General features: G+C 69.4%; 20 protein-coding genes and 1 tRNA gene. 3 read left to right on the top strand and 18 right to left on the bottom strand.

Going from position 1 to position 20,551, the window contains the following annotated elements:
- Positions 1 to 11 precede the first annotated feature (11 nt).
- Both VKN16_23055 and VKN16_23050 read right to left on the bottom strand, forming a co-directional pair.
- Positions 12 to 344 (bottom strand): EthD family reductase, encoded by a 333-nt coding sequence (locus tag VKN16_23055; GenBank protein HME97091.1) that lies wholly within the window; start codon positions 342 to 344, stop codon positions 12 to 14.
- Complete coding sequence (locus VKN16_23050) at positions 341 to 1,030, bottom strand: hypothetical protein (protein HME97090.1); 690 nt, start codon at positions 1,028 to 1,030, stop codon at positions 341 to 343. The genes VKN16_23055 and VKN16_23050 overlap by 4 nt, the downstream gene beginning before the upstream one ends.
- A 119-nt stretch (positions 1,031 to 1,149) precedes the next feature.
- Between VKN16_23050 and VKN16_23045 the strand changes: the two genes are divergently transcribed.
- Complete coding sequence (locus VKN16_23045; protein HME97089.1) at positions 1,150 to 2,046, top strand: SDR family NAD(P)-dependent oxidoreductase; 897 nt, start codon at positions 1,150 to 1,152, stop codon at positions 2,044 to 2,046.
- 92 nt (positions 2,047 to 2,138) lie between these two features.
- Complete coding sequence (locus VKN16_23040) at positions 2,139 to 2,948, top strand: hypothetical protein (GenBank protein ID HME97088.1); 810 nt, start codon at positions 2,139 to 2,141, stop codon at positions 2,946 to 2,948.
- Between the two features lie 85 nt (positions 2,949 to 3,033).
- On the opposite strand, the gene VKN16_23035 is transcribed toward VKN16_23040, so the two are convergent.
- From VKN16_23035 to VKN16_22980, 12 genes are all read right to left on the bottom strand, one after another.
- Positions 3,034 to 3,270, bottom strand: coding sequence for a hypothetical protein (locus tag VKN16_23035; protein HME97087.1), 237 nt, complete (start codon positions 3,268 to 3,270; stop codon positions 3,034 to 3,036).
- 162 nt (positions 3,271 to 3,432) lie between these two features.
- Positions 3,433 to 6,753, bottom strand: a complete 3,321-nt coding sequence (locus VKN16_23030) for an AAA family ATPase (GenBank protein ID HME97086.1) — start codon at positions 6,751 to 6,753, stop codon at positions 3,433 to 3,435.
- Complete coding sequence (locus VKN16_23025) at positions 6,750 to 7,046, bottom strand: hypothetical protein (protein ID HME97085.1); 297 nt, start codon at positions 7,044 to 7,046, stop codon at positions 6,750 to 6,752. Before VKN16_23025 ends, VKN16_23030 begins: the two co-directional genes overlap by 4 nt.
- Positions 7,043 to 7,189, bottom strand: coding sequence for a hypothetical protein (locus VKN16_23020; protein ID HME97084.1), 147 nt, complete (start codon positions 7,187 to 7,189; stop codon positions 7,043 to 7,045). Before VKN16_23020 ends, VKN16_23025 begins: the two co-directional genes overlap by 4 nt.
- A complete protein-coding gene (locus VKN16_23015) occupies positions 7,186 to 7,368 on the bottom strand; it encodes a hypothetical protein (protein ID HME97083.1) in 183 nt (60 codons plus the stop codon). The genes VKN16_23020 and VKN16_23015 overlap by 4 nt, the downstream gene beginning before the upstream one ends.
- A 227-nt stretch (positions 7,369 to 7,595) precedes the next feature.
- Positions 7,596 to 8,390: an ABC transporter ATP-binding protein gene (locus tag VKN16_23010; GenBank protein ID HME97082.1), complete on the bottom strand. Its 795-nt coding sequence runs from the start codon at positions 8,388 to 8,390 to the stop codon at positions 7,596 to 7,598.
- Positions 8,391 to 9,587: an ABC transporter substrate-binding protein gene (locus tag VKN16_23005; GenBank protein HME97081.1), complete on the bottom strand. Its 1,197-nt coding sequence runs from the start codon at positions 9,585 to 9,587 to the stop codon at positions 8,391 to 8,393.
- 18 nt (positions 9,588 to 9,605) lie between these two features.
- Complete coding sequence (locus tag VKN16_23000; GenBank protein ID HME97080.1) at positions 9,606 to 10,649, bottom strand: branched-chain amino acid ABC transporter permease; 1,044 nt, start codon at positions 10,647 to 10,649, stop codon at positions 9,606 to 9,608.
- Positions 10,649 to 11,536, bottom strand: a complete 888-nt coding sequence (locus tag VKN16_22995) for a branched-chain amino acid ABC transporter permease (GenBank protein ID HME97079.1) — start codon at positions 11,534 to 11,536, stop codon at positions 10,649 to 10,651. Before VKN16_22995 ends, VKN16_23000 begins: the two co-directional genes overlap by 1 nt.
- 21 nt (positions 11,537 to 11,557) lie before the next feature.
- Positions 11,558 to 13,408, bottom strand: a complete 1,851-nt coding sequence (locus VKN16_22990) for an AMP-binding protein (GenBank protein HME97078.1) — start codon at positions 13,406 to 13,408, stop codon at positions 11,558 to 11,560.
- 4 nt (positions 13,409 to 13,412) lie between these two features.
- Positions 13,413 to 14,189 carry an ABC transporter ATP-binding protein gene (locus VKN16_22985; protein HME97077.1) on the bottom strand — a complete coding sequence of 259 codons (777 nt, stop codon included), beginning with the start codon at positions 14,187 to 14,189 and terminating at the stop codon, positions 13,413 to 13,415.
- Between the two features lie 264 nt (positions 14,190 to 14,453).
- The gene (locus VKN16_22980) at positions 14,454 to 15,053 is read right to left on the bottom strand and encodes a LysE family translocator (protein HME97076.1); all 600 of its coding nucleotides are present in this window, start codon (positions 15,051 to 15,053) and stop codon (positions 14,454 to 14,456) included.
- Positions 15,054 to 15,233: 180 nt separating this feature from the next.
- Between VKN16_22980 and VKN16_22975 the strand changes: the two genes are divergently transcribed.
- Positions 15,234 to 16,118, top strand: coding sequence for an AraC family transcriptional regulator (locus VKN16_22975; protein ID HME97075.1), 885 nt, complete (start codon positions 15,234 to 15,236; stop codon positions 16,116 to 16,118).
- On the opposite strand, the gene VKN16_22970 is transcribed toward VKN16_22975, so the two are convergent.
- The 4 genes from VKN16_22970 to VKN16_22955 form a co-directional block, all read right to left on the bottom strand.
- A complete protein-coding gene (locus tag VKN16_22970; protein ID HME97074.1) occupies positions 16,042 to 16,572 on the bottom strand; it encodes a cyclic nucleotide-binding domain-containing protein in 531 nt (176 codons plus the stop codon). The two genes, VKN16_22975 and VKN16_22970, sit on opposite strands and share 77 nt — an antisense overlap.
- A 256-nt stretch (positions 16,573 to 16,828) precedes the next feature.
- Entirely contained in the window at positions 16,829 to 19,168 is a 2,340-nt protein-coding gene (locus tag VKN16_22965) for an arylsulfatase (protein HME97073.1), read from the bottom strand.
- 270 nt (positions 19,169 to 19,438) lie between these two features.
- Entirely contained in the window at positions 19,439 to 20,425 is a 987-nt protein-coding gene (locus VKN16_22960; GenBank protein ID HME97072.1) for a hypothetical protein, read from the bottom strand.
- Positions 20,412 to 20,487: transfer RNA gene (locus VKN16_22955), tRNA-Lys, on the bottom strand. Before VKN16_22955 ends, VKN16_22960 begins: the two co-directional genes overlap by 14 nt.
- Between the last annotated feature and the right edge of the window lie 64 nt (positions 20,488 to 20,551).

Below are 20,551 nucleotides of genomic sequence, written 5' to 3'. Positions count from 1 at the left end.
GTCCACGCCGGCTAGCCGATGATCACCTTCTCCTCGACCACGAAGGTCTTGTTGGCCCCGATGAACAACGCGCCGTCGGCGTGCAGGGCGGCCATCTGGGGCGAGGCCAGCGCCCGCTCCATGCTCGCGCGGTCCTCGAACCACAGCTCGGCGATGCCGTCGACCTGCACCGCGGAGGTGGGAATGTCGGCGCGCCGGAACTCCTCGACGATGTGCGACTGCACGTAGCGCGTGAGGCCCGGCACCGGGCGGGCCAGCGGCGCGTGGATCTCGAGCCAGTGACGGGTGAATTGCTCGCGGGTCATGTCGTCCTTGCGGGTCAGCAGGGAGACACGCTTGATCATGCGCCGGCCTTCGACCCGATCTTTGGATTGACCCGCTTGAACACCGCGGGGGAGCCGGCGTCGAGGCGCATGTGGTGCCGCACGCGACGCGTCCACGGGTTGGCGTCGCGGACACGATTCCAGGGCTCGCTCTCCGGCACGTCGGGCCGCTCGAACTCGTAGACCGTGAGGTACTTCGGCTGCCCGTCGACGGCCAGGAAGCGGCGGGCCCGGATCACGCCCGGCACCGTGAGGTAGTCGGGGACGTAGACCCAGTTGTACCAGTCGTTCCACTCCTCCTCCATGTGGGCGGGGATGTCCATGCGCCCCATCTGCAGATAGGGCGAAGGCCCCACGGTCAGCTCCACCGGGTTCGTGCGCGCGGGGAAGATCTGCCGGTAGCCGTTCAGCAGATAGTTGCGGCCGACGTGGCCGCCCGATGACTGCTGCCGCCGCGCGGAGGGGCGGAAGCGTACCTCGTCGAGGAAGGCGGCGGTGCGGAGCACGCTCACGTCCTCCAGCTCGTACATGGCGAGATACTTGGGGCCTCCCCGCAGGGCCTCGTAGCGCGATGCGCCGAGGAAGCCGGGCACCTTCAGCAGCCGATCGAGGTGCTCCTCGTCGTACCAGCGGTTGAACTCCGCCTCGTACTGCGGGTCCACGTCGGTCCACAGCATCAAGAGCCCGGTGCCGCGCGTCTTCGCCATCCGATCCTCCCTGGTCCGATGAGTCCTGCCGGCCTTGACTGGACGACCGGCGTCGCGCAGGATCGGCGGCGGTCGGCGTGAAACGCGCCGACGATACGGCAGCGCGGGGAGACATGCAAATGGCACTGCTCGACGGCAAGGTGGCGGTGGTGACGGGCGGCGGCACGGGCATCGGCCGGGCGGTCTCGATCGGCCTCGCCGCCGCGGGCGCCCGCGTCGTGGTCAACGACTACGGCGTGGGCGTCGACGGCCTCGATCCCTCGAGCGAGCCGGCCAACGCGGTGGTGGCCGAGATCCGCCGGGCGGGCGGCCGGGCGGTGGCCGCTCCGGACAGCGTGGCGACCATGGCGGGCGGCCGCGCGGTGGTCGATCTGGCGCTCCAGGAGTTCGGCGACCTCCACGTGCTGGTGTGCTGCGCGGGTATCCTGCGCGAGCGGATGATCTTCAACATGACCGAGGAGGAGTGGGACGCGGTCATCGCGGTGCACCTCAAGGGCCACTTCACCGTGATGCAGCCCGCCACCCGCCACATGCGCGAGCAGAAGGCCGGCAGCATCGTCACCTTCACCTCCACCGCCGGGCTCGAGGGCAGCCCCGGCCAGCCCAACTACTCGGCGGCCAAGGAAGGCATCGTCGGCCTCACGCGCTCGACCGCGCTGGCCATGGCGAAGTACGGTGTGCGCTGCAATGCCATCTCCCCCACCGCGGACACCCGCATGACCCAGCGCCTGCCCGGCGAGCGACGCTCGGCGGCCACCGCCACGCCCCCCGAGGCCATCGCCCCGGTCGTCACGTTCCTGGCCAGCGATCGCGCGCGGCACATCACCGGCCAGGTGATCGGGGTGCGGGGCCCCGAGGTGAGCGTGTACTCCCATCCCGCGCCGATCCGCACGGTCAGCGCCCCGGGGGCGTGGACCGCCGAGCAGCTCGCCGACGTGTGGGACCGCGGACTCGGCCAGGACCGGCTGCGGCGGCTCGACTCGATGAAGATTCCGTGGCCGCCGGCGCCGGCCTGATCTCGGCCTCGGTCATCTCCACCGGCCAGACGGTCTATGCATTGGACACATCGGGCGGTTGGCCCTACGCTCGGACCTCGGAGGAGGACACCATGGCCAGCGGCGACGAGTTCCTGTCGGAGGAGATCCTGGGATACGGCGCGTACATCTGCGCGCGGCCCGCGGGCGACCGCGACGTCCGGCGCGCCGGCGCCGCCATCACGAAGACCGCCGAGCGGCTCGGGCTGCGGAACGAGTGGGAGGCGGCGGCGCCCGCCGAGCGCGAATCGTTCGCCTTCGTCCGCGCCGAGCGGGCCATCCCGGCCGACATCGCGGACGACGACGTCGCGCGGGCGCGGTGGCTGATCCACGTCTGCTCGAAGCGGGCGGAGTCGGTCACCGCGCTCTGCGACGCGGCGGCGAAGGCCCTGAACGACGTGGCGCATCTGAAGATCCTCCGGGGCGTGATCCGCCCGCGCAACTACACCGGCGCCGCGATGGCCAACTGGGCCTACGGCCGCCAGGTCGTGCAGCAGCCGGGCCCGGCGATGCCGAACGCCTTCTTCGTGCCCATGAGCAAGACGCCCGAGTGGTGGAGCAAGAGCTGGATGGAGCGCCACACCTACTTTCTGCCCCGCTACGACGACGCCGGCCGCATGGTCAACGAGGGCCACGCGCTGGCCACCGAGGCCGGCATCGCGTGCCTGCTGCGGCGCACCTACAAGAGCGAGACGCAGCCGCCGGCCGCCGGGCAGTACGACTTCCTCACCTACTTCGAGTGCGCCGACGACGCGGTCCCGGTCTTCCACCAGGTCTGCGCGGCGCTGCGCGACGTGAAGCGGAACCCGGAGTGGCGCTTCGTGCGCGAGGGCCCGACCTGGCAGGGACGCCGCGTGCCCACGTGGGACGCCCTCTTCGAGTGAGCGCTGATCCCACCCGGCCGGGCACTCCCGATCTGCCGGGCCCCGAAGCCTCCGGACCCGACGCGCCGGGAGTGCCCGGCAGAGGCTAGTAGGCGCCGCCGCCTTCGTAGCCGATCAGCAGGTAGTCGCGGATCTGCACTCCGTGATCGTCGTAGTACGTGTACGGGATCCGGATCGCCTTCTCGATGTGATGGGGCACCCCCTTGAAGTTCCAGCCCCCGACGTCCAGCTGCTGCTCGATGATGATGGGGTTCTCGTAGGTCGGAGAGCCCCCGCTGGGCAGGTACGGATTGGCTGCCGCGATCAGATCTTCGAGGTCCATCGCGTCTCCTTTCGGGCTCGGTTACTTGCCTTGCTTGCCTTTTGCGTCGAGCTTCTCCAGCACCTGCTTGAGCGTCGCGTCCAGACTCCGGAGTGATTTGTTGATGCCGGTCAACTTGGCCAGGATTGCCTGGGACGCCATGCGAATCCTCCTCGATGGTGACTAGTGGTGATAGGCATGCCCGGCCGCGGCGGAGCCCGCGTCGAGCATGGCGAGCGCATCGCGCACTCGCGCCGAGTGGTCGAGCGTCCCAATCTCCCGGAAGATGGTCACGCCCTCCTCGAGGGCCGCGATGGCCCTCGCCTCCTCGCCCCGCCGGTGGCACAGGGCGGCCTGGGCGATCAGCGATCGGGCGAGGTGGCTGCGCGCCCCGCTGCGCCGGAACGCCTCGACCGCGTCACGCAGATGTCGTTCCGCCGCGGGGGGATCCAGCGCCAGCAGCGACTCCGCGAGCAGGCGCCGGGCGATCGCCTCCAGGTGCCGATAGCCCATCTCGGCGCTCGCGACCAGCACCTCCTCCGCGGCCTTCCGGGCCGACTCCAGCGCGCCCCCGCGCAGGTGCGCCTCGCCGAGCAGGAGCATGAACTGGTAGCGGGTGAAGTGCAGGTTGGAGCGGGCGTACCAGTCCAGCACCTCGGTGAGCTCCGCGATGGCCTCGGCCACGCGCCCGACCATGGCCAGCCCGTAGGCGCGAATGCCACGGAGGGCTGCCGCGTCGTACGGCGTGGGCGCGAGCGCCTGCGCCTCCTCGCAGCGCTGCAGCCCCTCGGCCACCTCCCCCTTCTGGATGTGGGTGAGGCCGAGGCGAAGGAGTGCCGAGACCTTCAGGCGCAGATCGTCCACCGCCAGGCCGTGGCCCAGCGCGCGGTGGCAGTAGCCGAACGCGCGGTCCCACTGGCCCAGCGCGTTCGCGGCGGCGGCCAGGTGCGACAGGGTTCGCCCGGCCCACCAGCGGTTCCCCAGCGTCTCGAACGTGCGCAGCGCCCGCTCGCCGGTCTCCACGGCCAGGCGCAGCTCGCCCGCGAAGACGTAGACCTGCGCCAGGCAGGACTCCGCGAAGGCGCCCAGCTCGATCAGCCCGCCGCTCTCCGCGATCGCGACCGCCCGCTCGCAGTGGTCGATGACGAGCTCGGGCCGCCCGCCGGTCAGGGTGTGCAGGAACCCGGTCCAGTAGTGCCACGCCGCGCGGCGCGGGGGATCGGCGGCGCGCTCGACCAGCGGTCCGATCTGCTCGAGCAGCGTGCGCTGCTCCACGTGCTGGCCAACCGCGAAGCGCACCTCGCCCTGTCGCAGCACCGCGTCGATCCGCCGCAGCGAGTTCGCCGCGCTCTCGGGCAACGCGTCCAGCCGCGAGAGCGCGGCCCCGAAGTGGGCGAGCCCTTCCGCGTTGGCCCAGCGGCGCTGGGCCTTCTCGCCGGCCAGGATCGCGTAGTCCACCGCCTTCTCGGCATCTCCGCTGCGCCCGAAGTGGTGGGCGAGCAGCTCGACGACCTCGTCGGTCCGGCGGTCGTAGAGCGTTTCCAGCGCCCGCGCCGCGCGGCCGTGCAGCGCGGCGCGCCGCTGCTCGAGCAGCGTGGAGTAGGCCACCTCCTGGACCAGCGCGTGCCGGAACACGTACACGCGGTCGGCCACGCGCGGGTGCTCGTAGAGCATCTCGCGGCGGGTCAGCTCGCGCACCGTCTCGGCGAGCGACTCCGGCTGGTCGGCCACCGCCTCCAGCAGGCGATGGGAGACCTCGCGCCCGAGCACCGCCGCGGCCTGGACGACGCGTCGGGCCGGCTGGCTCAGGCTGTCGATGCGCGCGCTGAGCAGATCGTGGATGGTCGCGGGGAGCGCATCGTCGGTCCCGAGCCCGTCGCGCTCGAACGCGGCCCGGCTCAGCTCCTCCAGGAAGAGCGGGTTGCCCTCGGCCTTGGCGAGGATCGAGCGCGTCACCGATTCATGGACTCCGCCGGGCTCGACGATGGCCTGGAGCACCGCGAGGCTCTCCCCGTCCGAGAGCTGGGAGAGCGCGAGCCGGGTGACGTACGGCTTCTTCAGCCAGCCCGGGTCGTAGCCCGGCCGGTGCGTCAGCACCATCAGCAGCGGCGCGTCGACGAGCGCGTCGATCAGCGTGGTCGCGTACTCCTCCGAGGTCCGGTCCACCCAGTGCACGTCCTCCACCAGGATCACCAGCGGCTGCCGCCGGCTCTCCTTGAGCACGAGCCGGCGCAGCACGTCCGCGGTCCGGCTCTTGATGGCCTGCGGGCTCAGGGCGGCGAGCGCCTCGGTCCCGTTCGTGACGCCGAGCAGGTGGAGGAGGTACGGCGCGGCGTCGGCGGCGTCCACCCCGATGTCGCCGAGGGCCCAGTCCACTTTCTGGCCGATGGCCTCGGGGCTGTCCGTCTCCGCGATGCCGCAGCCCTGCCGCAGGATGTCGAGGACCGGCAGGTACGGGATCCGCCGTCCGTACGAGAGGCACCGGCCCTCCAGGAACGTGACCGAGCGCCCACGCTGCCGCTGCCGGAACTCGTGGAAGAGCCGCGATTTGCCGACGCCGGACTCGCCCACGATGGTGACGACTTGTCCCTCTCCTGCCTCGACCCGCGCGAGGAGGCCCTGCAGGGTGTCGAGCTCGCGCTCGCGCCCGACGAAGCGCGTGAGCTTGTGCGCCCGATCCGGCCCTTCCAGGCGAGAGCGGCGCGCGCCCGGTCCGAGCACGCGGTAGACCGGCACCGGCTCGGCCTTGCCCTTGAGCGCCTGGGCGCCCAGGTCCTCCACGCGCACGTAGCCGCGCACCAGCCGGTGGGTGGCCCCGGTGATCAGGATGGTGCCGGGCTCGGCCATCTGCTCGAGCCGGTGGGCGACGTGCGTGGTGTCGCCGACCGCGGTGTAGTCCATCCGCAGGTTGTGGCCGATCTTGCCGACGACCACCAGCCCGGTGTTGATGCCCATGCGCACGTCGAGATCGAGCCGGCGGTGCGGCGCGCCGAGCGCGCGCTCGCGCAGGACCGACCGCAGCCCGAGCGCGGCGAGCACGCCGCGGCGCGCGTGATCCTCGCGGGCCAGGGGCGCGCCGAAGAGGGCCATGAACCCGTCGCCGAGGAACTGGTTGATGGTGCCCTCGTAGCGGTGCACCTCGCCGAGCGCGAGCTCGAAGAACTCGTCGAGCAGCCGGTGCATCGCCTCGGGGCCGATGCGCTCGGCCAGCGCGGTCGAGTCGGTGAAGTCGCAGAAGAGCACCGTCACCTGCTTGCGCTCGCCTTCCATGGCGCTGCGCGAGTTGAGGATGCGGTCGGCGAGATACGCCGGGGTGTACGCGGCGGGCGACTCGAATCGCTCGGGGCCGGCCGGAGCGAACGAGGCGCCACAGACGCCGCAGAAGCGGGCGTCGCCGACGATCGGCGCGGCGCACTGCGGGCACCGGTCGGCCAGCGGGGCGCCGCACGATTCGCAGAATCTCAGGCCATCGCGATTCGACGCGTGGCAGCGCGAGCAGTTCACCGTGGTCTCCTCGTGGTCTCGTCCCCCGCCTGCTCCTCGATCACCGGCGAGCTCGTCCAGACCTCGAGCGCACGCTCGGAGGGGCCCGCGTCGGGCACCGGGACCGGCGATCCCGTGATCAGCGAGAGCGCGATGATCAGCGCCGCGGCCATCACCAGCGCGACCCCCGGGATCAGCAGGAGGAAGCGCAGCCCATCTTCATGAGCGGCGACGACATCCTCCCGGCTCTTCCGGGATGAGCCGGTCAGGATCAGGACGACGGGCCGCAGCGTGCTCACCTTGGCCTCGCTCACGCGCCGGACCCGCCCGAGGGAGCTTGGCGATGCGCCCAGTAGGTCTCGAGCGCGTCGCACAGGCGCTCGCACCAGTACCCGCCCTGCACGAGGCCCAGGAAGCCGCCCAGCAGGGCCGCCGCCGTGGTCGCCGCGTATCTCATCGCGCCTGCTCCCGGGGGGCCTGCAGCGGATCTTCGCCGCGCTGCGTTGCGTCCGGGCCGTCCCCCCACGGCGCCTGGGGCGGGTCGATGTCGGCCGCGAGGACCCCGGATAGCCCGACCGGCGTGAACAGGCCGAGCGTGAACGTCATCAGCGCCATCAGCCCCCTGAGCCTTGCCATGTCCGCCTCCTCGGTTGATTTCGTCGACTTCACGAGGTGGTCATCGCAAGGTGTGTGCCCGGGGAGATACTTCGACAAATCAGCCACATCCAGGGAGGGGGAGGGTGGTCAAATCTGATCAATCACATGATCAACTCACCGGCGGCGCGCGGCTTTGACCACCGCGTAGGGACACCCGCCTCGGGGCCGGCGCCTGTGCTTATCGCTCGGCCAGATGCGGGGTCGCGTCAGAACACCCAGCGTTTGCGGCGCTTGTAGAACTTCACCTCGCGGAAGCTCTTGCGGCGGCCGGCCTCGCTGAGGCCCAGGTAGAATTCGCGGACGTCGTCGTTGCCGCGGAGCTTGTCGGCCGGGCCGTCCAGGACGACCCGACCGTTCTCCATGATGTAGCCGTAGTCGGCGATGCCGAGGGCGATCTGGGCGTTCTGCTCGACGAGCAGGAAGGTGGTCCCGCGCTCCTGATTGATCTTCTGGATGATCGCGAAGATCTCCTTCACCAGCAGCGGGGCCAGGCCGAGCGAGGGCTCGTCCAGCAGGAGCAGGCGCGGCTTGGCCATCAGCGCGCGCCCGATCACCAGCATCTGCTGCTCGCCGCCCGAGAGATAGCCGGCCAGCTGCTCCCGGCGCTCGATCAGGCGCGGAAAGTACTCGTAGATCATCGTCATGTCGCGGCGGACGCCGTCGGGATCCCGCCGCGAGTAGCCGCCGATGCGCAGGTTCTCCTCGACGGTCATGGACTCGAGGACCTTGCGCCCCTCCATCACCTGCACGATGCCCTGCCGGCAGATCACCTCGGGATCCCGCCCGTCGATCCGCTTGCCCATGAACTCGATGCTGCCGTCGGTGACCGCGCCGTCCTCGGTCTTGAGCAAGCCCGAGATCGCCTTCAGCGTCGTCGTCTTGCCCGCTCCGTTGGCGCCGAGCAGGGCCACGATCTGCCCGTCCGGCACCTCCAGCGACAGGCCCTTCAGCACCAGGATGACGTCGCTGTAGATGACCTGGACGTTGTTGAGACGCAGCATCTACTTCCCGATCCACTTCATGTCGCGGTCGACCGACACCTCCTTGAGCTGCACGACCTTGCCGCCCTTGATCTGCACGAGGCGCCCGCGGTTGGTGGGGCGATGGTCCTCGTTGGTGTAGGTGAACGGCGGGGTGATGCCCCAGGTGTCGAAGTCCTTCATGCTCTCGAACGCCTTCTTGACCGACTCGCCGGTCGGGTTGTCCCCGGCCCGCTTGATCGCCTCGACCGACATGATGACCCACAGCCAGCCCCGCATGTAGGGCGAGGCGTGCACATCGCCGCCGTGGTGCTTCTGGTGGAACTCGGTCAGGGTCTTCATGCCCGGCACGTTCTCGCCCCAGTAGGCGACGTCCTGGATGCCGATCACGCCCTCCGCCGCGTCGCCGGCCAGCTTCGGCGTCCGCTCGTCGAGGCCGTAGTTGTTGACCACGTACTTGGTCTTGATGCCGAGCTTGTAGGAGTCCTTCAGCACCACCGGCACCCACTGGGTGTTGGTGTTGATGTAAGCGTAGTCGGGGTCCTTCTTCTGCATGGTCAGGAGCTGCGAGGTCGCGTCGGTCAGGACGGTCGGGATGATCTCCTCGTCCACGAGGTCGACGCCCGCCTCCTTGGCGTAGGCGCGGCCGGCCTCGATGGGGGCCCGGCCGTAGCCGTTGTCGGCGTAGATGAACGCGACGCGGGGCTTGCGGCTCTTGTCGGTCCACTGCTCCTTCACATAGTTGATGAAGATGCGGATCTGGCTCGTGTAGTCGATGCCGCCCGGGAAGTTGTACGGGGTCTGCCGCGGATCGGTGAGGTGCCCCGAGTACGAGCCGGAGAGATACGGGATCTTGTCCTTGGTGATGTAGGGGCGCAGGGCCTCGGTGTCGGGCGTGCCGTAGCCCAGCACCAGCAGCACCTTGTCGGTCTCGACGAAGCGCTTGTAGGCGGCCACCGCCCGCGGCGGCTGGTAGCCGTACTCCACGCTGACGAGCTCGAGCTTCTTGCCGTTGACTCCGCCCTGGTCGTTGAAGTACTGGACGGCGTCGATCCGCCCCTGGGCGATGTCCTTGCCCTGATCGGAAGTGGGCCCGGTGAGGTCGACCAGATTGCCGATCTTGATGACCCCCTGCGTCTCGCCCGGCGGGGCGCCGAGCGCGATCACGAACAGGCCGACGAGAACGAACCGGATGAACAGGTCTCGCATGTGGCTCATGGGGCTTCTCCTTTGGGCTCAGTACGCATACGGCCAGAGCTTCCAGTAGCTGCGGATCCTCACCCAGATGCGCGCGAGCCCCAGGGGCTCGTACATGAGGAAGAAGATCACCGCGAAGCCGAACACGATGTCCCGGGCGGAGGCGATCACGCCGAAGGCGTTCGGGTACACCCCGGTCAGCGAGGTGGCGCCCAGCTTGAGCACCTCGGGGAGCAGGGTCATGAAGATCGCGCCGAAGATGCAGCCGAGGATGCTGCCCAGCCCCCCGATGATGATCATGGCCAGGTAGTCGATGGCCACCAGCAGGCTGAACGCGTCCGGGAAGATGATGCGCGAGTGGTGAGCCATCAGGCCGCCCGCCACGCCCGCGTAGGCCGAGCTGATCACGAAGGCGAGCAGCTTGTACCGGTACAGGCTGACCCCCATGACCCCGGCCGCCACGTCGCGGTCCCGGATGGCGATGAAGGCGCGGCCGACCCGGGTCCGGAACAGGTTCTTCGCGAAGAACGTCGCGGGGATCACCAGGGCGAAGATCAGGTAGAAGACGCGGGCGTCGGAATCCAGCGGGATCCCGAACACGGTGGCGGTGGGGACCATCAGCCCCAGCACCCCGTTGGTCAGCCGCTCCCAGTGGATGATGCCGTAGGTGGCGATGAAGTGGGCGGCGAGGGTCGCGATGGCGAGGTAGAGGCCCTTCAGCCGCAGCGACGGGATGCCGAAGATGAGGCCGAACCCGGCCGTGATCAGGGCGGCCAGAGGGATCGCCAGGTAGAAGGGCAGCCCGGCGTTGATCTCGAGGATCGCGGTGGCGTAGGCGCCCACGGCCAGGAACGCGGCGTGGCCGATCGAGATCTGCCCGGTGTAGCCGACCAGGATGTTCAACCCGATCGCTCCGATGATCGCGATGCCGATGCGGTTCATGACGTCGAGCCAGTAGGTGGTGGCGTGGTAGGGCACCACCGCGAGCACCGCGAGCACCAGCACGATGCCGACGATCGGCACCGCGGTGTCGAAGATGCGCTCGTCGCCGCGATACGAGATGCGGAAGCCCCCGCACTGCATCAGACGCGCTCGATCTCGACCTTCCCGAAGAGCCCGTACGGGCGCAGCATCAGGATGATCACCAGGACCACGAAGGGCGCCACCTCCTTCACGCCGCCGCCCAGCACCGGATCCAGGTAGCCGCCCGAGAGGTTCTCCAGCACGCCGATCAGCACGCCGCCGATGATCGCCCCGGCCACGCTGTCGAGGCCGCCCAGGATCACCACCGGGAACACCTTGAGGCCCAGGTCGGCGAGGGAGAAGTCGACGCCCCCGCGCACGCTGCCGAGAATGATCCCGCCCAGGGTGGACACCACGGTGGCCACGCACCAGGAGAGGGCGAACACGCGCTTGACGCTGACCCCGAGCGACTGGGCCACCTGCTGGTTGTCCGCGGTGGCCCGCATGGCCATGCCGGTGAGCGAGTACTTGAAGAAGATGGAGAAGCCGGCCAGCAGCACCAGTACCCCGACGAAGCTCCACAGGTGTACCGGCGACACCGGCACCGGCCCCAGGTGGAAGGGCTCCTGCGAGAACAGCACCGGGAACGGCCGGGTGTCGCTGCCCCACGTCATGTTCAGCACGCCGCGGATCACGCTGGCCACCCCGAAGGTGACCATGATCACCGAGATGATCGGCTCGCCGATCAGCGGGCGCAGCACGCCCCGCTCGATCACGAGCCCCAGCAGGATGGCCACCCCGAGGGTGATCGGCAGCGCCACGTAGAGCGGCAGCTTCATGGGGAGGATGGTGGCCCACGACACGTAGGCGCCGAACAGCACCAGCTCTCCGGGACCGAAGTTCACCACCGCGGAGGCCTTGAAGATCAGGACAAAGCCCAGCGCCATCAGCGAGTACACCCCGCCCACCGCGATGCCGGTGATGATCAGCTGCAGCATGAAGACCACGTGCTCGCCCATGACGCGTCCTCAGCCCCTCGCCAGGATCTCGGTCGACCGCGCCCCCGCGTAGAGCCGCTCGATCAGGTGGCCGTACTTGGCCAGGATGGTGGCGCGCCGAACCTTGTTGGTCCGGGTCAGCTCGTCGTCGTCGGCGTCCAGCTCCTTGTCGAACAGCGCGAACTCGCGGATGCGCGCGGCCTCGGGCAGCCCTTCGTTCACCCGGGCGACCGCTTCGCCGATCAGGGCCACCACCTGCGCCTTGCCGGAGAGGTCCTTGAAGGTGGTGAACGGCAGACGTCGCGCCTCGGCCCAGTTGCCGACGTTGCCCATGTCGATCTGGATCAACGCCACCACGTAGGGACGCTCCTCGCCGACCACCACCGCCTCGCGGATGTGGGGGCTGTACTTGAGCTTGTTCTCGATGAGAGCCGGCGAGAAGCGGGAGCCGTCCGCGGTCTTCAACACATCGGTCACCCGGTCGATCATCACCAGGTGACCGTTGTCGTCGAGGAAGCCGGCGTCCCCGGTGCGGAGCCAGCCGTCCTCCATCGCGCGCGCGGTGGCCTCGGGGTTCTTGTAGTAGCCGACGAAGACGGACTCCCCCGAGACGAGGATCTCGCCGCTCTCGGCGATGCGCACCTGCGTGCCCGGCGTGGGCTTGCCCACCGTGGCCGGGCGGACGTCGCCGTCGGCGTGGACGACGCAGATGCCGGACGTCTCGGTCTGGCCGTAGACCTGCTTCAGGTTCAGGCCGATGGCGCGGAAGAACGCGAAGATCTCCGGCCCGAGCGGCGCCCCGCCGGTGTAGGCCCGCCGGATGCGCGAGAGCCCCAGCTTGTCGAGCAGCGATCGGAACGCGAGCAGCGAGGCGAGCCGCCGCTGCGCCCACGCCACCGGGCCCGGCGAGGATGCGGCGCACTCGCGCGCGGCCGCCCGTTCCCCCAGCGCCAGCGCGGCGCGGCTGGCCAGCCGCTTGAGCCAGCCCGCGTCGTCGATCTTGACCTGGTACTCCGAGCACATCGCCTCCCAGAAGCGGGGGGGCGCGATCATCACGTGCGGCCCGATCTCGCGCAGGTCCTCGCGCACCGTCTCCGGCTCCTCCGGGAAGTTCACGGTCGCGCCCACGTGCAGGGCCATCGCCACGCTGATGAGCTGCTCGCCCACCCAGGCGAAGGGCAGGAAGGAGACGATCTCGTCGCTGGCCCGCATCGGGTCGACCTGGGTGATGCCCCGGGCCATGGCCAGGAGGTTGGCGTGGCTGATCATCGCCGCCTTCGCGTTGCCGGTCGTTCCCGACGTGTAGGACAGCAGGGCCACGTCGCCGGGCTTCCCCCCGGCCAGCATCCGCTCGTACCGACCCGGCTGCGCGGCGTCGAGCGCGCGCCCCCGCCCCTGCACCGCCTCGAGGCTCGTGAGCATCGGATCGTCGTAGCGCTCGAGCCCGCGCATGTCGTCCACGATGATGCTGGCCAGGTGCGGCAGGCTCGCCCGGATCCCGAGGACCTTGTCGGCCTGCTCCTGGTCCTCGGCCAGCACGACACGCGCCTCGCTGTGCTCCAGCACCCGACGCAGCTGATCCGGCAGCGCGTCCACGTAGATGCCGAGCGGGATGGCGCCGATCGACTGCGTGGCCAGCTCAACGTAGAGCCAGGCCGGCCGGTTGCCGCAGACGACCGCCACCGTGTCGCCGCGCCGCAGCCCGAGGTCCTCGAGCCCGAGGGCGACCGCCCGGACGTGGGCCGCGTACTCGCTCCACGTCACCTGCTGCCAGATGCCGTATTTCTTTTCGCGCAGCGCGATCTTGCCGGGGCGTCGCCGCGCTTGCTCGGCGAGCCGGCCCGGGAACGTGCCGTGCGCGCGGTCGGTCGCCGCGTCCATCGGCCTACACCGCCTCCAGCGCTTCGCCCAGGTACGCCTTGATCACCGCCGGATCCTGCTGGACCTTCGACGGCGTGCCCTCGGCGATCTTCTGGCCGAAGTCCAGCACCACCACGCGGTCGGAGATGTCCATGACCACGCCCATGTCGTGCTCGATCATCACCACTGCGAGCTGCTTGACCTGCTTGACGTAGAGGACGAACCGCACCATGTCCTCGGTCTCTTCCGCGTTCATGCCCGCGGTGGGCTCGTCCAGCAGCAGGAGGGTCGGATCGAGCGCGAGGGCCCGGGCCAGCTCCACGCGCTTCTGCAGGCCATAGGGCAGCGTGCCGACGATCTTGTGCCGGATGTCCTGCAGCTCGAGCAGGTCGATGATCTCCCGCTCGATGGTCGCGCGATGCTCGCGCTCCTCGCGCGCGGCCCGGCCGTAGTAGAGCCCGGAGGCGAGCACCCCCGACTTGAGGTGGATGTGCCGGCCGATCTTGATGTTGTCCAGCACGGTCATACCCTTGAAGAGCGCGATGTTCTGGAACGTGCGGGCGATCCCGAGACGGGCCCGGCGGTGCGGGCTCATGGTCGTGATGTCCTGCCCGTCGAACCAGATGCGCCCCTGGGTGGGCGTGTAGATGCCGCTGATGCAGTTGAAGATGCTGGTCTTGCCCGCTCCGTTGGGGCCGATGATGGCGAGGAAGTCGTGCGGATGCGCCTGCAGGCTGACGCCGGCCAGGGCGGTCACCCCGCCGAAGTGGAGGTGGACGCCCTCGAGCGTCAGGACCGGCACGCGAGACCGCCGACGTGGGTTCGATCGGGGACGTGGCTGGTGGTGCCGGGTCGCTCGTCGCGACGAGCGCAGGACGGCGCGTCGGTCTCTTCGACCCGTGACCGTCCCGAAATGTTGTCCAGGGATCCCGTACCGGGCATTGGTTCCCCCGTGGGCCGGACAGCTCGGAAGACGCGAGAGTGGGGCGCAACCTACAGGGGCCGAGCGGACTTGTCAATACCCCTTGGAGCCCTTTGGAGCGGAATCCGACCCGGGGGATTCGGATCAGTGGACCAGGATCATGACCACCGAGCCGGCCAGGAGCACCCCCATGGCGATGTTGAAGACGCGATGGGCCCGCGGAGTGCGAAGCAGCCATTGCACGCTGGCTCCGAACGCGAGCCACACGAAGCAGCACGGCAGCGAGGCCAGCACGAACAGCCCACCGAGCGCCGTCGCCTGGGCCGAGGCGCTGCCGGATCCGGCGTGCAGATACGTCCCGGCGGCGCTGGCGCAGACCAGCCACGACTTGGGGTTGACCCACTGGAACGCCGCCGCCCCGGTAAAGCCGACCGGCTTCCCCGCGCCCGGGGTGGCGCCACCCTCCGCCGTCGCGATCTTCCAGGCCAGCCCGAGCAGGACGGCGGCGCCGACCCAATTCAGCGCGCGCAATACCGTGGAGCTCGCCACCACCGCGCTGCCGAGGCCGAAGGCCACCGCGAACATCATCACGCCCATGCCGACGCTCACCCCGAGCAGGGCGGGGAACCCGCGGAGCACCCCGACCCTGGCCCCCGTCGCGGTCAGCAGCAGGTTGCTCGGGCCCGGCGTGCCCGCGGCCACGACCGAGAAGATGAGGAACGCCACCACCTGTTCCGGGCTCATCTCGCCCCCCCGCATCATCCGGGCGCAGGGGTTCGCTTCGGTGGCATCCTGTCCGCGAGATCGGTGCGCATGGCCAAGAGGCTACGGGGCGGAAGGGTGCCAGGTCTTGAACGATCGTGCAGGACCGCCGGCCCGTCCGGCCAGCCAGGGTGGCTCCGAAGCCGGGCGCTCGGTGAGGGGGTGGCGCTGCTCCAGGCCTGGTTCGCCGGACACGGCTACGACCGCCACCGCCACGACACCTACGCCATCGGCCTCACCGACGTCGGCGTCCAGGCCTTCGACTATCGCGGCGCGGCCCGGATCAGCACGCCCGGCCAGGTGGTCGTGCTCCACCCGGACGAGACCCACGACGGCCACGCCGCCACCGCGGACGGCTTCGGCTATCGCATCATCTACGTCGCGCCGGCGCGCATTGCGGAGGCAGCGCGGGCGATCCGCGGGCACTCCGGCCCCCTGCCCTTTGCGCCGGAGCCGGTGACGGCGAGCGCGGCGCTGGCGGTCGCGATCGATGATGCCTTCGGCCTCGACCCCGAGCCGCTGGCCACGGACGGCCTGGTCCTGGCCCTCGCCGAGGCCCTCCTCGACGCCGACCCGTCCGGCGTGCAACGCCGGTCGGTCGACCGGCTCGCCACCCGAGCGATCGACCGAGCGCGCCGCTTCCTCGACGCCGAGACGGACCGCGTCGTCCAGTCTTCGGAGCTGGAGGCGATCACCGGGCTCACGCGCTACGACCTCGCCCGCCAGTTCCGCGCCGTGCTCGGCACGAGCCCCTACCGCTACTCATTGATGCGGCGCCTCGACCGCGTCCGGAGGGCGCTGACGCCGAACGCCTCGCTGGCCGAGGTGGCGCTGGCCGCGGGCTTCGCCGACCAGGCGCATCTGTCGCGCATGTTCAAGCGCGCCTACGGGGTGAGCCCGGCGCGGTATCGGGCGCTGGAGGCCGGCGGACGGCGACAGGCCCGGTCCGAGCCGGTGCCCGCGAGTCGCGTCAGGCTTGATCCGTCCGATCGAGCATGGCGTGGACCGTCTGCTCGAGGCGGCGCACCCGACGTGACAGGACCGTGAGGATGCGCCGGATCAGCTCGGGGTTCGCGTCCAGTAGCTGCCAGAAATGGGAACGATCGACGCTGAGCAGCCGAATATCGCTGGCCGCCACGATCGTGGCCGATCGGGGCTCCCCATCGAGCAGGCTCATCTCGCCAAAGAAGTCGCCCGGCCCGAGCTGGTTGCCCGAGCCGACCGGCGTTCGCACCGCCGCCATGCCGTCGATGATGACGAAGAACGAGTCCCCCGCGTCGCCGACGCGGGTGATGACGGTTCCCTCCGGCGCCTCGACGATCTTCGAGATCTCGGCGACTCGACCCAGCTCGTCCTCGTCGAACCCGCTGAACAGCGGAACGCGCTGCAGATGCCGGGTCTGCGCATCGCGGGCGGGCACGATCTCGCCCGCGTGAGCCCCGGCGGCCTCGTCCGCATCATGGAAGGGAAGTCGCTCGGCAGATCGTGGATCGAGCTCCATGGCGCCTCCAGTGTCCTACGTCGGACGGCTCGAGCCAGATTGCATCGGGATCGCTCCGTCGAATAGTACCGCGGGACGATCGGCCCTGACCACCGCCACCGCGCGCGGACCGGCCCGCGGGCTCGACGCTAGGCCCGGCCTCCGGGCCGCTCGCTTTCGAGCGGGACCAGCCGAATGTCCTTGTCGCCCGTGAAGATGAGCGGGCAGGCGACCATGACGAGAGTCCCCCGCCCGCCGATGATGCTCGAAGCCGACCCTACTTGCCCACTTCCAGGGTGACCTTGTTGATCCTGCCAGTGAATCGGGTCTCCGGGCCGATGCCGATGCCCTCGGCGACCGGGGTCTGGTTGTCGATGCCGACGTCGGCGGTCTCGTCCGCCGAGAAGATGTTCGGCTGGGTCGTGTCGACGCGGCCCTCGGCGACGGGCTTTCCGTTCACGTAAAGCGTGGCCTTGCCGCCCTTGCCCGCGCCGCCGCCGTCGTAGGCGAAGTCCAGGGTGACGGTGGCGGGGCCGGTGGCCAGCGGGTCCGGTGCGACGATGGTGTAGCGCGAGAGCCCGAGGAAGTTATAGGTGTAGGCGGGCTTGCCGTCCTTCAGGTAGAGCGACCAGCCGCCGAAGCGCCCGCCCTGGGACAAGATCGCGCCGTTGGCGCCCCCGGCGGGGATGTCGAGGTCGGCGGTGATCTTGCTCGACCGGTTCTTGATGTTCATGAACGTGTTCTCGAGCATGCCCTGCATCCCCTCGTAGAGCGTGAGCGAGGTGCGAGCGCCCATCACGTCCGGCCGGCCCGCGAGAGTGGGGTTCGTGCGCTCGATGGTCCGGTCGTCGATGGGCAGCACATGGTACTTCCGGGCTTCCTTCATGAACAGCGCCTGCATGTCCTTCAGCTTTGCGGGCTGCGCGGCCGCGAGGTTCCTGGTGAGGCTGAAATCGTTCCGGACGTCGTACAGCTCCCACACGTCCGACGTCAGGGGTGGCAGGTTCGTCACCTGCCACGCGGCGCGATGGATCGTCCGCGCCATCCAGCCCTGGTGATAGATGCCGCGATTGCCGAACATCTCGAAGTACTGGGTCGTGTGTCGCTCCGGCGCCTTCGCGTTGTTGAAGGCGTACAGCATGCTCGTGCCCTCGATGGGCGTCTGCGGCGTGCCGTTGACGATCCGGGGCTGCGGCAGACCCACGGCCTCCAGGATGGTGGGCGCGATGTCGATGACGTGTGAGAACTGGCTGCGCAGCCCGCCCTTGTCCTTGATGCCCTTCGGCCAGTGAATGGCCACGCCATTGCGGGTGCCGCCGAAGTCGGACGCCACCTGCTTCGTCCACTTGAAGGGCGCGTCGAAGGCCACCGCCCAGCCCGCCGCCATGTGCGGGAAGGTCTCCGGCCCGCCCCACTTGTCGATGAGCGGGATGAGGTCCTCGACCTTCTCGGCCACGCCGTTGAAATAGGTCATCTCGTTGTACATCCCGACGAAGCCGCCCTCGGCGCTCGTCCCGTTGTCGCCGGCGATGTAGATGAAGAGCGTGTTGTCCAGCACGCCGATATCCTCCAGGGCCTTCTTGAGGCGCCCGATCTGGTCGTCGGTGTGCTCCAGGAATCCGGCGAATACCTCGGCCTGGCGGGCGAAGAGCCGCCGCTGCTCGGCGGGCAGCGAGTCCCACGCCTTGATGTCGTCCGGCCGGGCCGCCAGCTGGGTATTGGCGGGAATCACCCCGAGCTTCTTCTGTCGCTCGATCGTTTCGGTGCGGATCTGGTCCCAGCCCGTATCGAACTGGCCCTTGTACTTGTCGGCCCACTCCTTCGGCACGTGGTGGGGCGCGTGGACCGCCCCGGTCGCGTAGTAGACGAAGAACGGCTTGTCGGGCGTCATCGACTGCTGGGCCTTCACCCAGTTGATCGCCTGGTTCGTCATGTCGACGGTGAAGTGGTAGTCTGCCATCCTCGGCGGATCGACCTTGATCACGCCGTCGTAGATGAGCGGATACCACTGGTCGGTCTCCCCGCCGATGAAGCCGTAGAACTTGTCGAAGCCCTGGTGGGTGGGCCACCGGTCGAACGGCCCGGAGACGCTGGTCTCCCAGGCCGCGGTCTCGTGCCACTTGCCGAAGGCGCCGGTGCTGTAGCCGTTGAGCCGCAGCATCTCGGCCAGGGGCGCCACGCTGTTCGGGATCTGCCCGGTGTTGCCCGGGAACGCGGTCGCCGTCTCCATGATCGAGCCGGCGTTGGCGGTGTGGTGGTTCCGGCCGGACTTGAGCGCGACCCGGGTCGGCGAGCAGAGCGCCGTGGTGTGGAAGTTGTTGAAGCGCAGGCCGCCCGCCGCGAGCTGGTCGAACGTCGGCGTGCGGATCGGACCGCCGAACGTGCTGGGCCCGCCGAAGCCGATGTCGTCGATCAGCACGATCACGACGTTGGGGGCGCCCCTGGGCGCCTTGACCTCGAACCGGGCCGGTGGCTTGGCTCGGCGCGCGTCCAGCTCGGTGTACGTCGCTCGCTTGGGCTCCTGAATGGGCAGGACCGTGCGATCGAGCTTTTCCTGCGCCGATCCCGTCGGCGCCGTGAAGGCCAGCGCTAAGCCGAACGCTGCGAAGGCTGCCATCCGCTTCATGGTGTCGCCCTTTCCTTGGATGAATGGGGGTCGCCGGAACCGGGAGCGATGATGGCCGAACAGGTCGCACCCGCGTCCGACGGCGGGCTCGACGAGCGGAGCCACTTCACCGGTGTGCGGGAGCGCTGTGCCGGGACCATCCAGGGGCACGGACAAGCCGCCGAGCGCCTTGGTCTCCGTCCCAGCACGCTGCGCCACCGCATGCGCAAAGCTGAGCATCCGGCGACCACGCGGCCGCTGACGTCCTCGGTCCGCTGAGACTCACCGCGCGCCCTTCTGAATTTCGCGGAGCTTTTGCCGGGCTTCCGCATGGTCCTGGCCCTGGAGAATCTTGCCATTCTCGTCTCTGAACCGGTCTCCATCCACATACGCGCGTCGTCCATCGTGCAGCTTGATGGCGCGATCGTCGATCTCTTTCCGGCGCTGGAGGACGGCCGCCAGGTCCTTGTCGACGTTGGCGATGACGACATCCCATGCGACGGCCGACAGCCGGAGCTTGGACAGATCGACTTTCCCCTGCTGGCCCAGCGTGTTCAGTGCCGCCACCTTGGCAGTGAGCTGCTCTACTCCGCCCGCCGCGAAAAATCGCCTGACGTATTCGGCGGTCTGAGGATCCGCCTGTTCCGTCATTCTCGCGATGAGCCGCGCGAGGTGCCGGGACTGCTGAGCCGGAATCTTAAATTCGAAGTCCTTGACGCTGCTCGCCAGAAACTGTCGGTCGGCGACTGCCGCAAGCATGGCACACTGCGCGGTCATTGCGCTTGCTTCGGCGTCGTTGATGCCGGCGACCGCCGGTCCCGGCGCGGGCGTTCGCGGGCCCCACTGCTGCGGTGGGAACTTGTCCTTCACCAGCTTGACGATGACGCCCTCGACCTGAATCCTGTCCGGATCGAGCGTGCCGGTCCCGGCGAGCATGTCCAGTGCGCTGACTTCGACGTAGAACTTCAATAGGCCTTCCGATACGTCTCTCGCTGGAGCCGGTCGCACGAAGAACTCTTTCAGCGCGGCGGCGAGCGCCGGATTCGGCTGGGCGAGGTCGGCGACCATCTTGCCGATGACGCCGACCACGTATGCCGTGGCTTCGCGCCGCGGCATGATTTCCCACTCGCTGACGCTCCTGGCCTCGGCCGGCGGGACGACCAGGAGTGCGACCGCTATCAGCAGCGCGGCGGCGATGATGCGGAGCGGGCAGCAAAACAGGCGCTCCGGATGACTCCGGAGCGCCTGCAGTGTTTGGTGGGCCGTCAAGGACTCGAACCTTGGACCCGCTGATTAAGAGTCAGCTGCTCTACCAACTGAGCTAACGGCCCGCGTCGTAGCGGGAACTGCTCCTGCCCACCTGCCGCTTCGAAAATGGTGCGCCCAAGAGGATTC

It is taken from the genome of Candidatus Methylomirabilota bacterium, assembly GCA_035315345.1.
Taxonomy (GTDB): Bacteria; Methylomirabilota; Methylomirabilia; order Rokubacteriales; family CSP1-6; genus CAMLFJ01.
Note: the sequence above shows the minus strand (reverse complement) of the source record. Positions and strands in the feature narration are given on the sequence as shown.

Coding starts and splice junctions, on each gene's coding strand:
- VKN16_23015 (HME97083.1), bottom strand. CDS start 7,368: ATGGCAAGGCTCAGGGGGCTGATGGCGCTGATGACGTTCACGCTCGGC.
- VKN16_23000 (HME97080.1), bottom strand. CDS start 10,649: ATGCAGTGCGGGGGCTTCCGCATCTCGTATCGCGGCGACGAGCGCATC.
- VKN16_23020 (HME97084.1), bottom strand. CDS start 7,189: ATGAGATACGCGGCGACCACGGCGGCGGCCCTGCTGGGCGGCTTCCTG.
- VKN16_23045 (HME97089.1), top strand. CDS start 1,150: ATGGCACTGCTCGACGGCAAGGTGGCGGTGGTGACGGGCGGCGGCACG.
- VKN16_23005 (HME97081.1), bottom strand. CDS start 9,587: ATGAGCCACATGCGAGACCTGTTCATCCGGTTCGTTCTCGTCGGCCTG.
- VKN16_22970 (HME97074.1), bottom strand. CDS start 16,572: ATGGAGCTCGATCCACGATCTGCCGAGCGACTTCCCTTCCATGATGCG.
- VKN16_23040 (HME97088.1), top strand. CDS start 2,139: ATGGCCAGCGGCGACGAGTTCCTGTCGGAGGAGATCCTGGGATACGGC.
- VKN16_23050 (HME97090.1), bottom strand. CDS start 1,030: ATGGCGAAGACGCGCGGCACCGGGCTCTTGATGCTGTGGACCGACGTG.
- VKN16_22980 (HME97076.1), bottom strand. CDS start 15,053: ATGAGCCCGGAACAGGTGGTGGCGTTCCTCATCTTCTCGGTCGTGGCC.
- VKN16_23010 (HME97082.1), bottom strand. CDS start 8,390: ATGCTGCGTCTCAACAACGTCCAGGTCATCTACAGCGACGTCATCCTG.
- VKN16_23055 (HME97091.1), bottom strand. CDS start 344: ATGATCAAGCGTGTCTCCCTGCTGACCCGCAAGGACGACATGACCCGC.
- VKN16_22965 (HME97073.1), bottom strand. CDS start 19,168: ATGGCAGCCTTCGCAGCGTTCGGCTTAGCGCTGGCCTTCACGGCGCCG.
- VKN16_22990 (HME97078.1), bottom strand. CDS start 13,408: ATGGACGCGGCGACCGACCGCGCGCACGGCACGTTCCCGGGCCGGCTC.
- VKN16_23035 (HME97087.1), bottom strand. CDS start 3,270: ATGGACCTCGAAGATCTGATCGCGGCAGCCAATCCGTACCTGCCCAGC.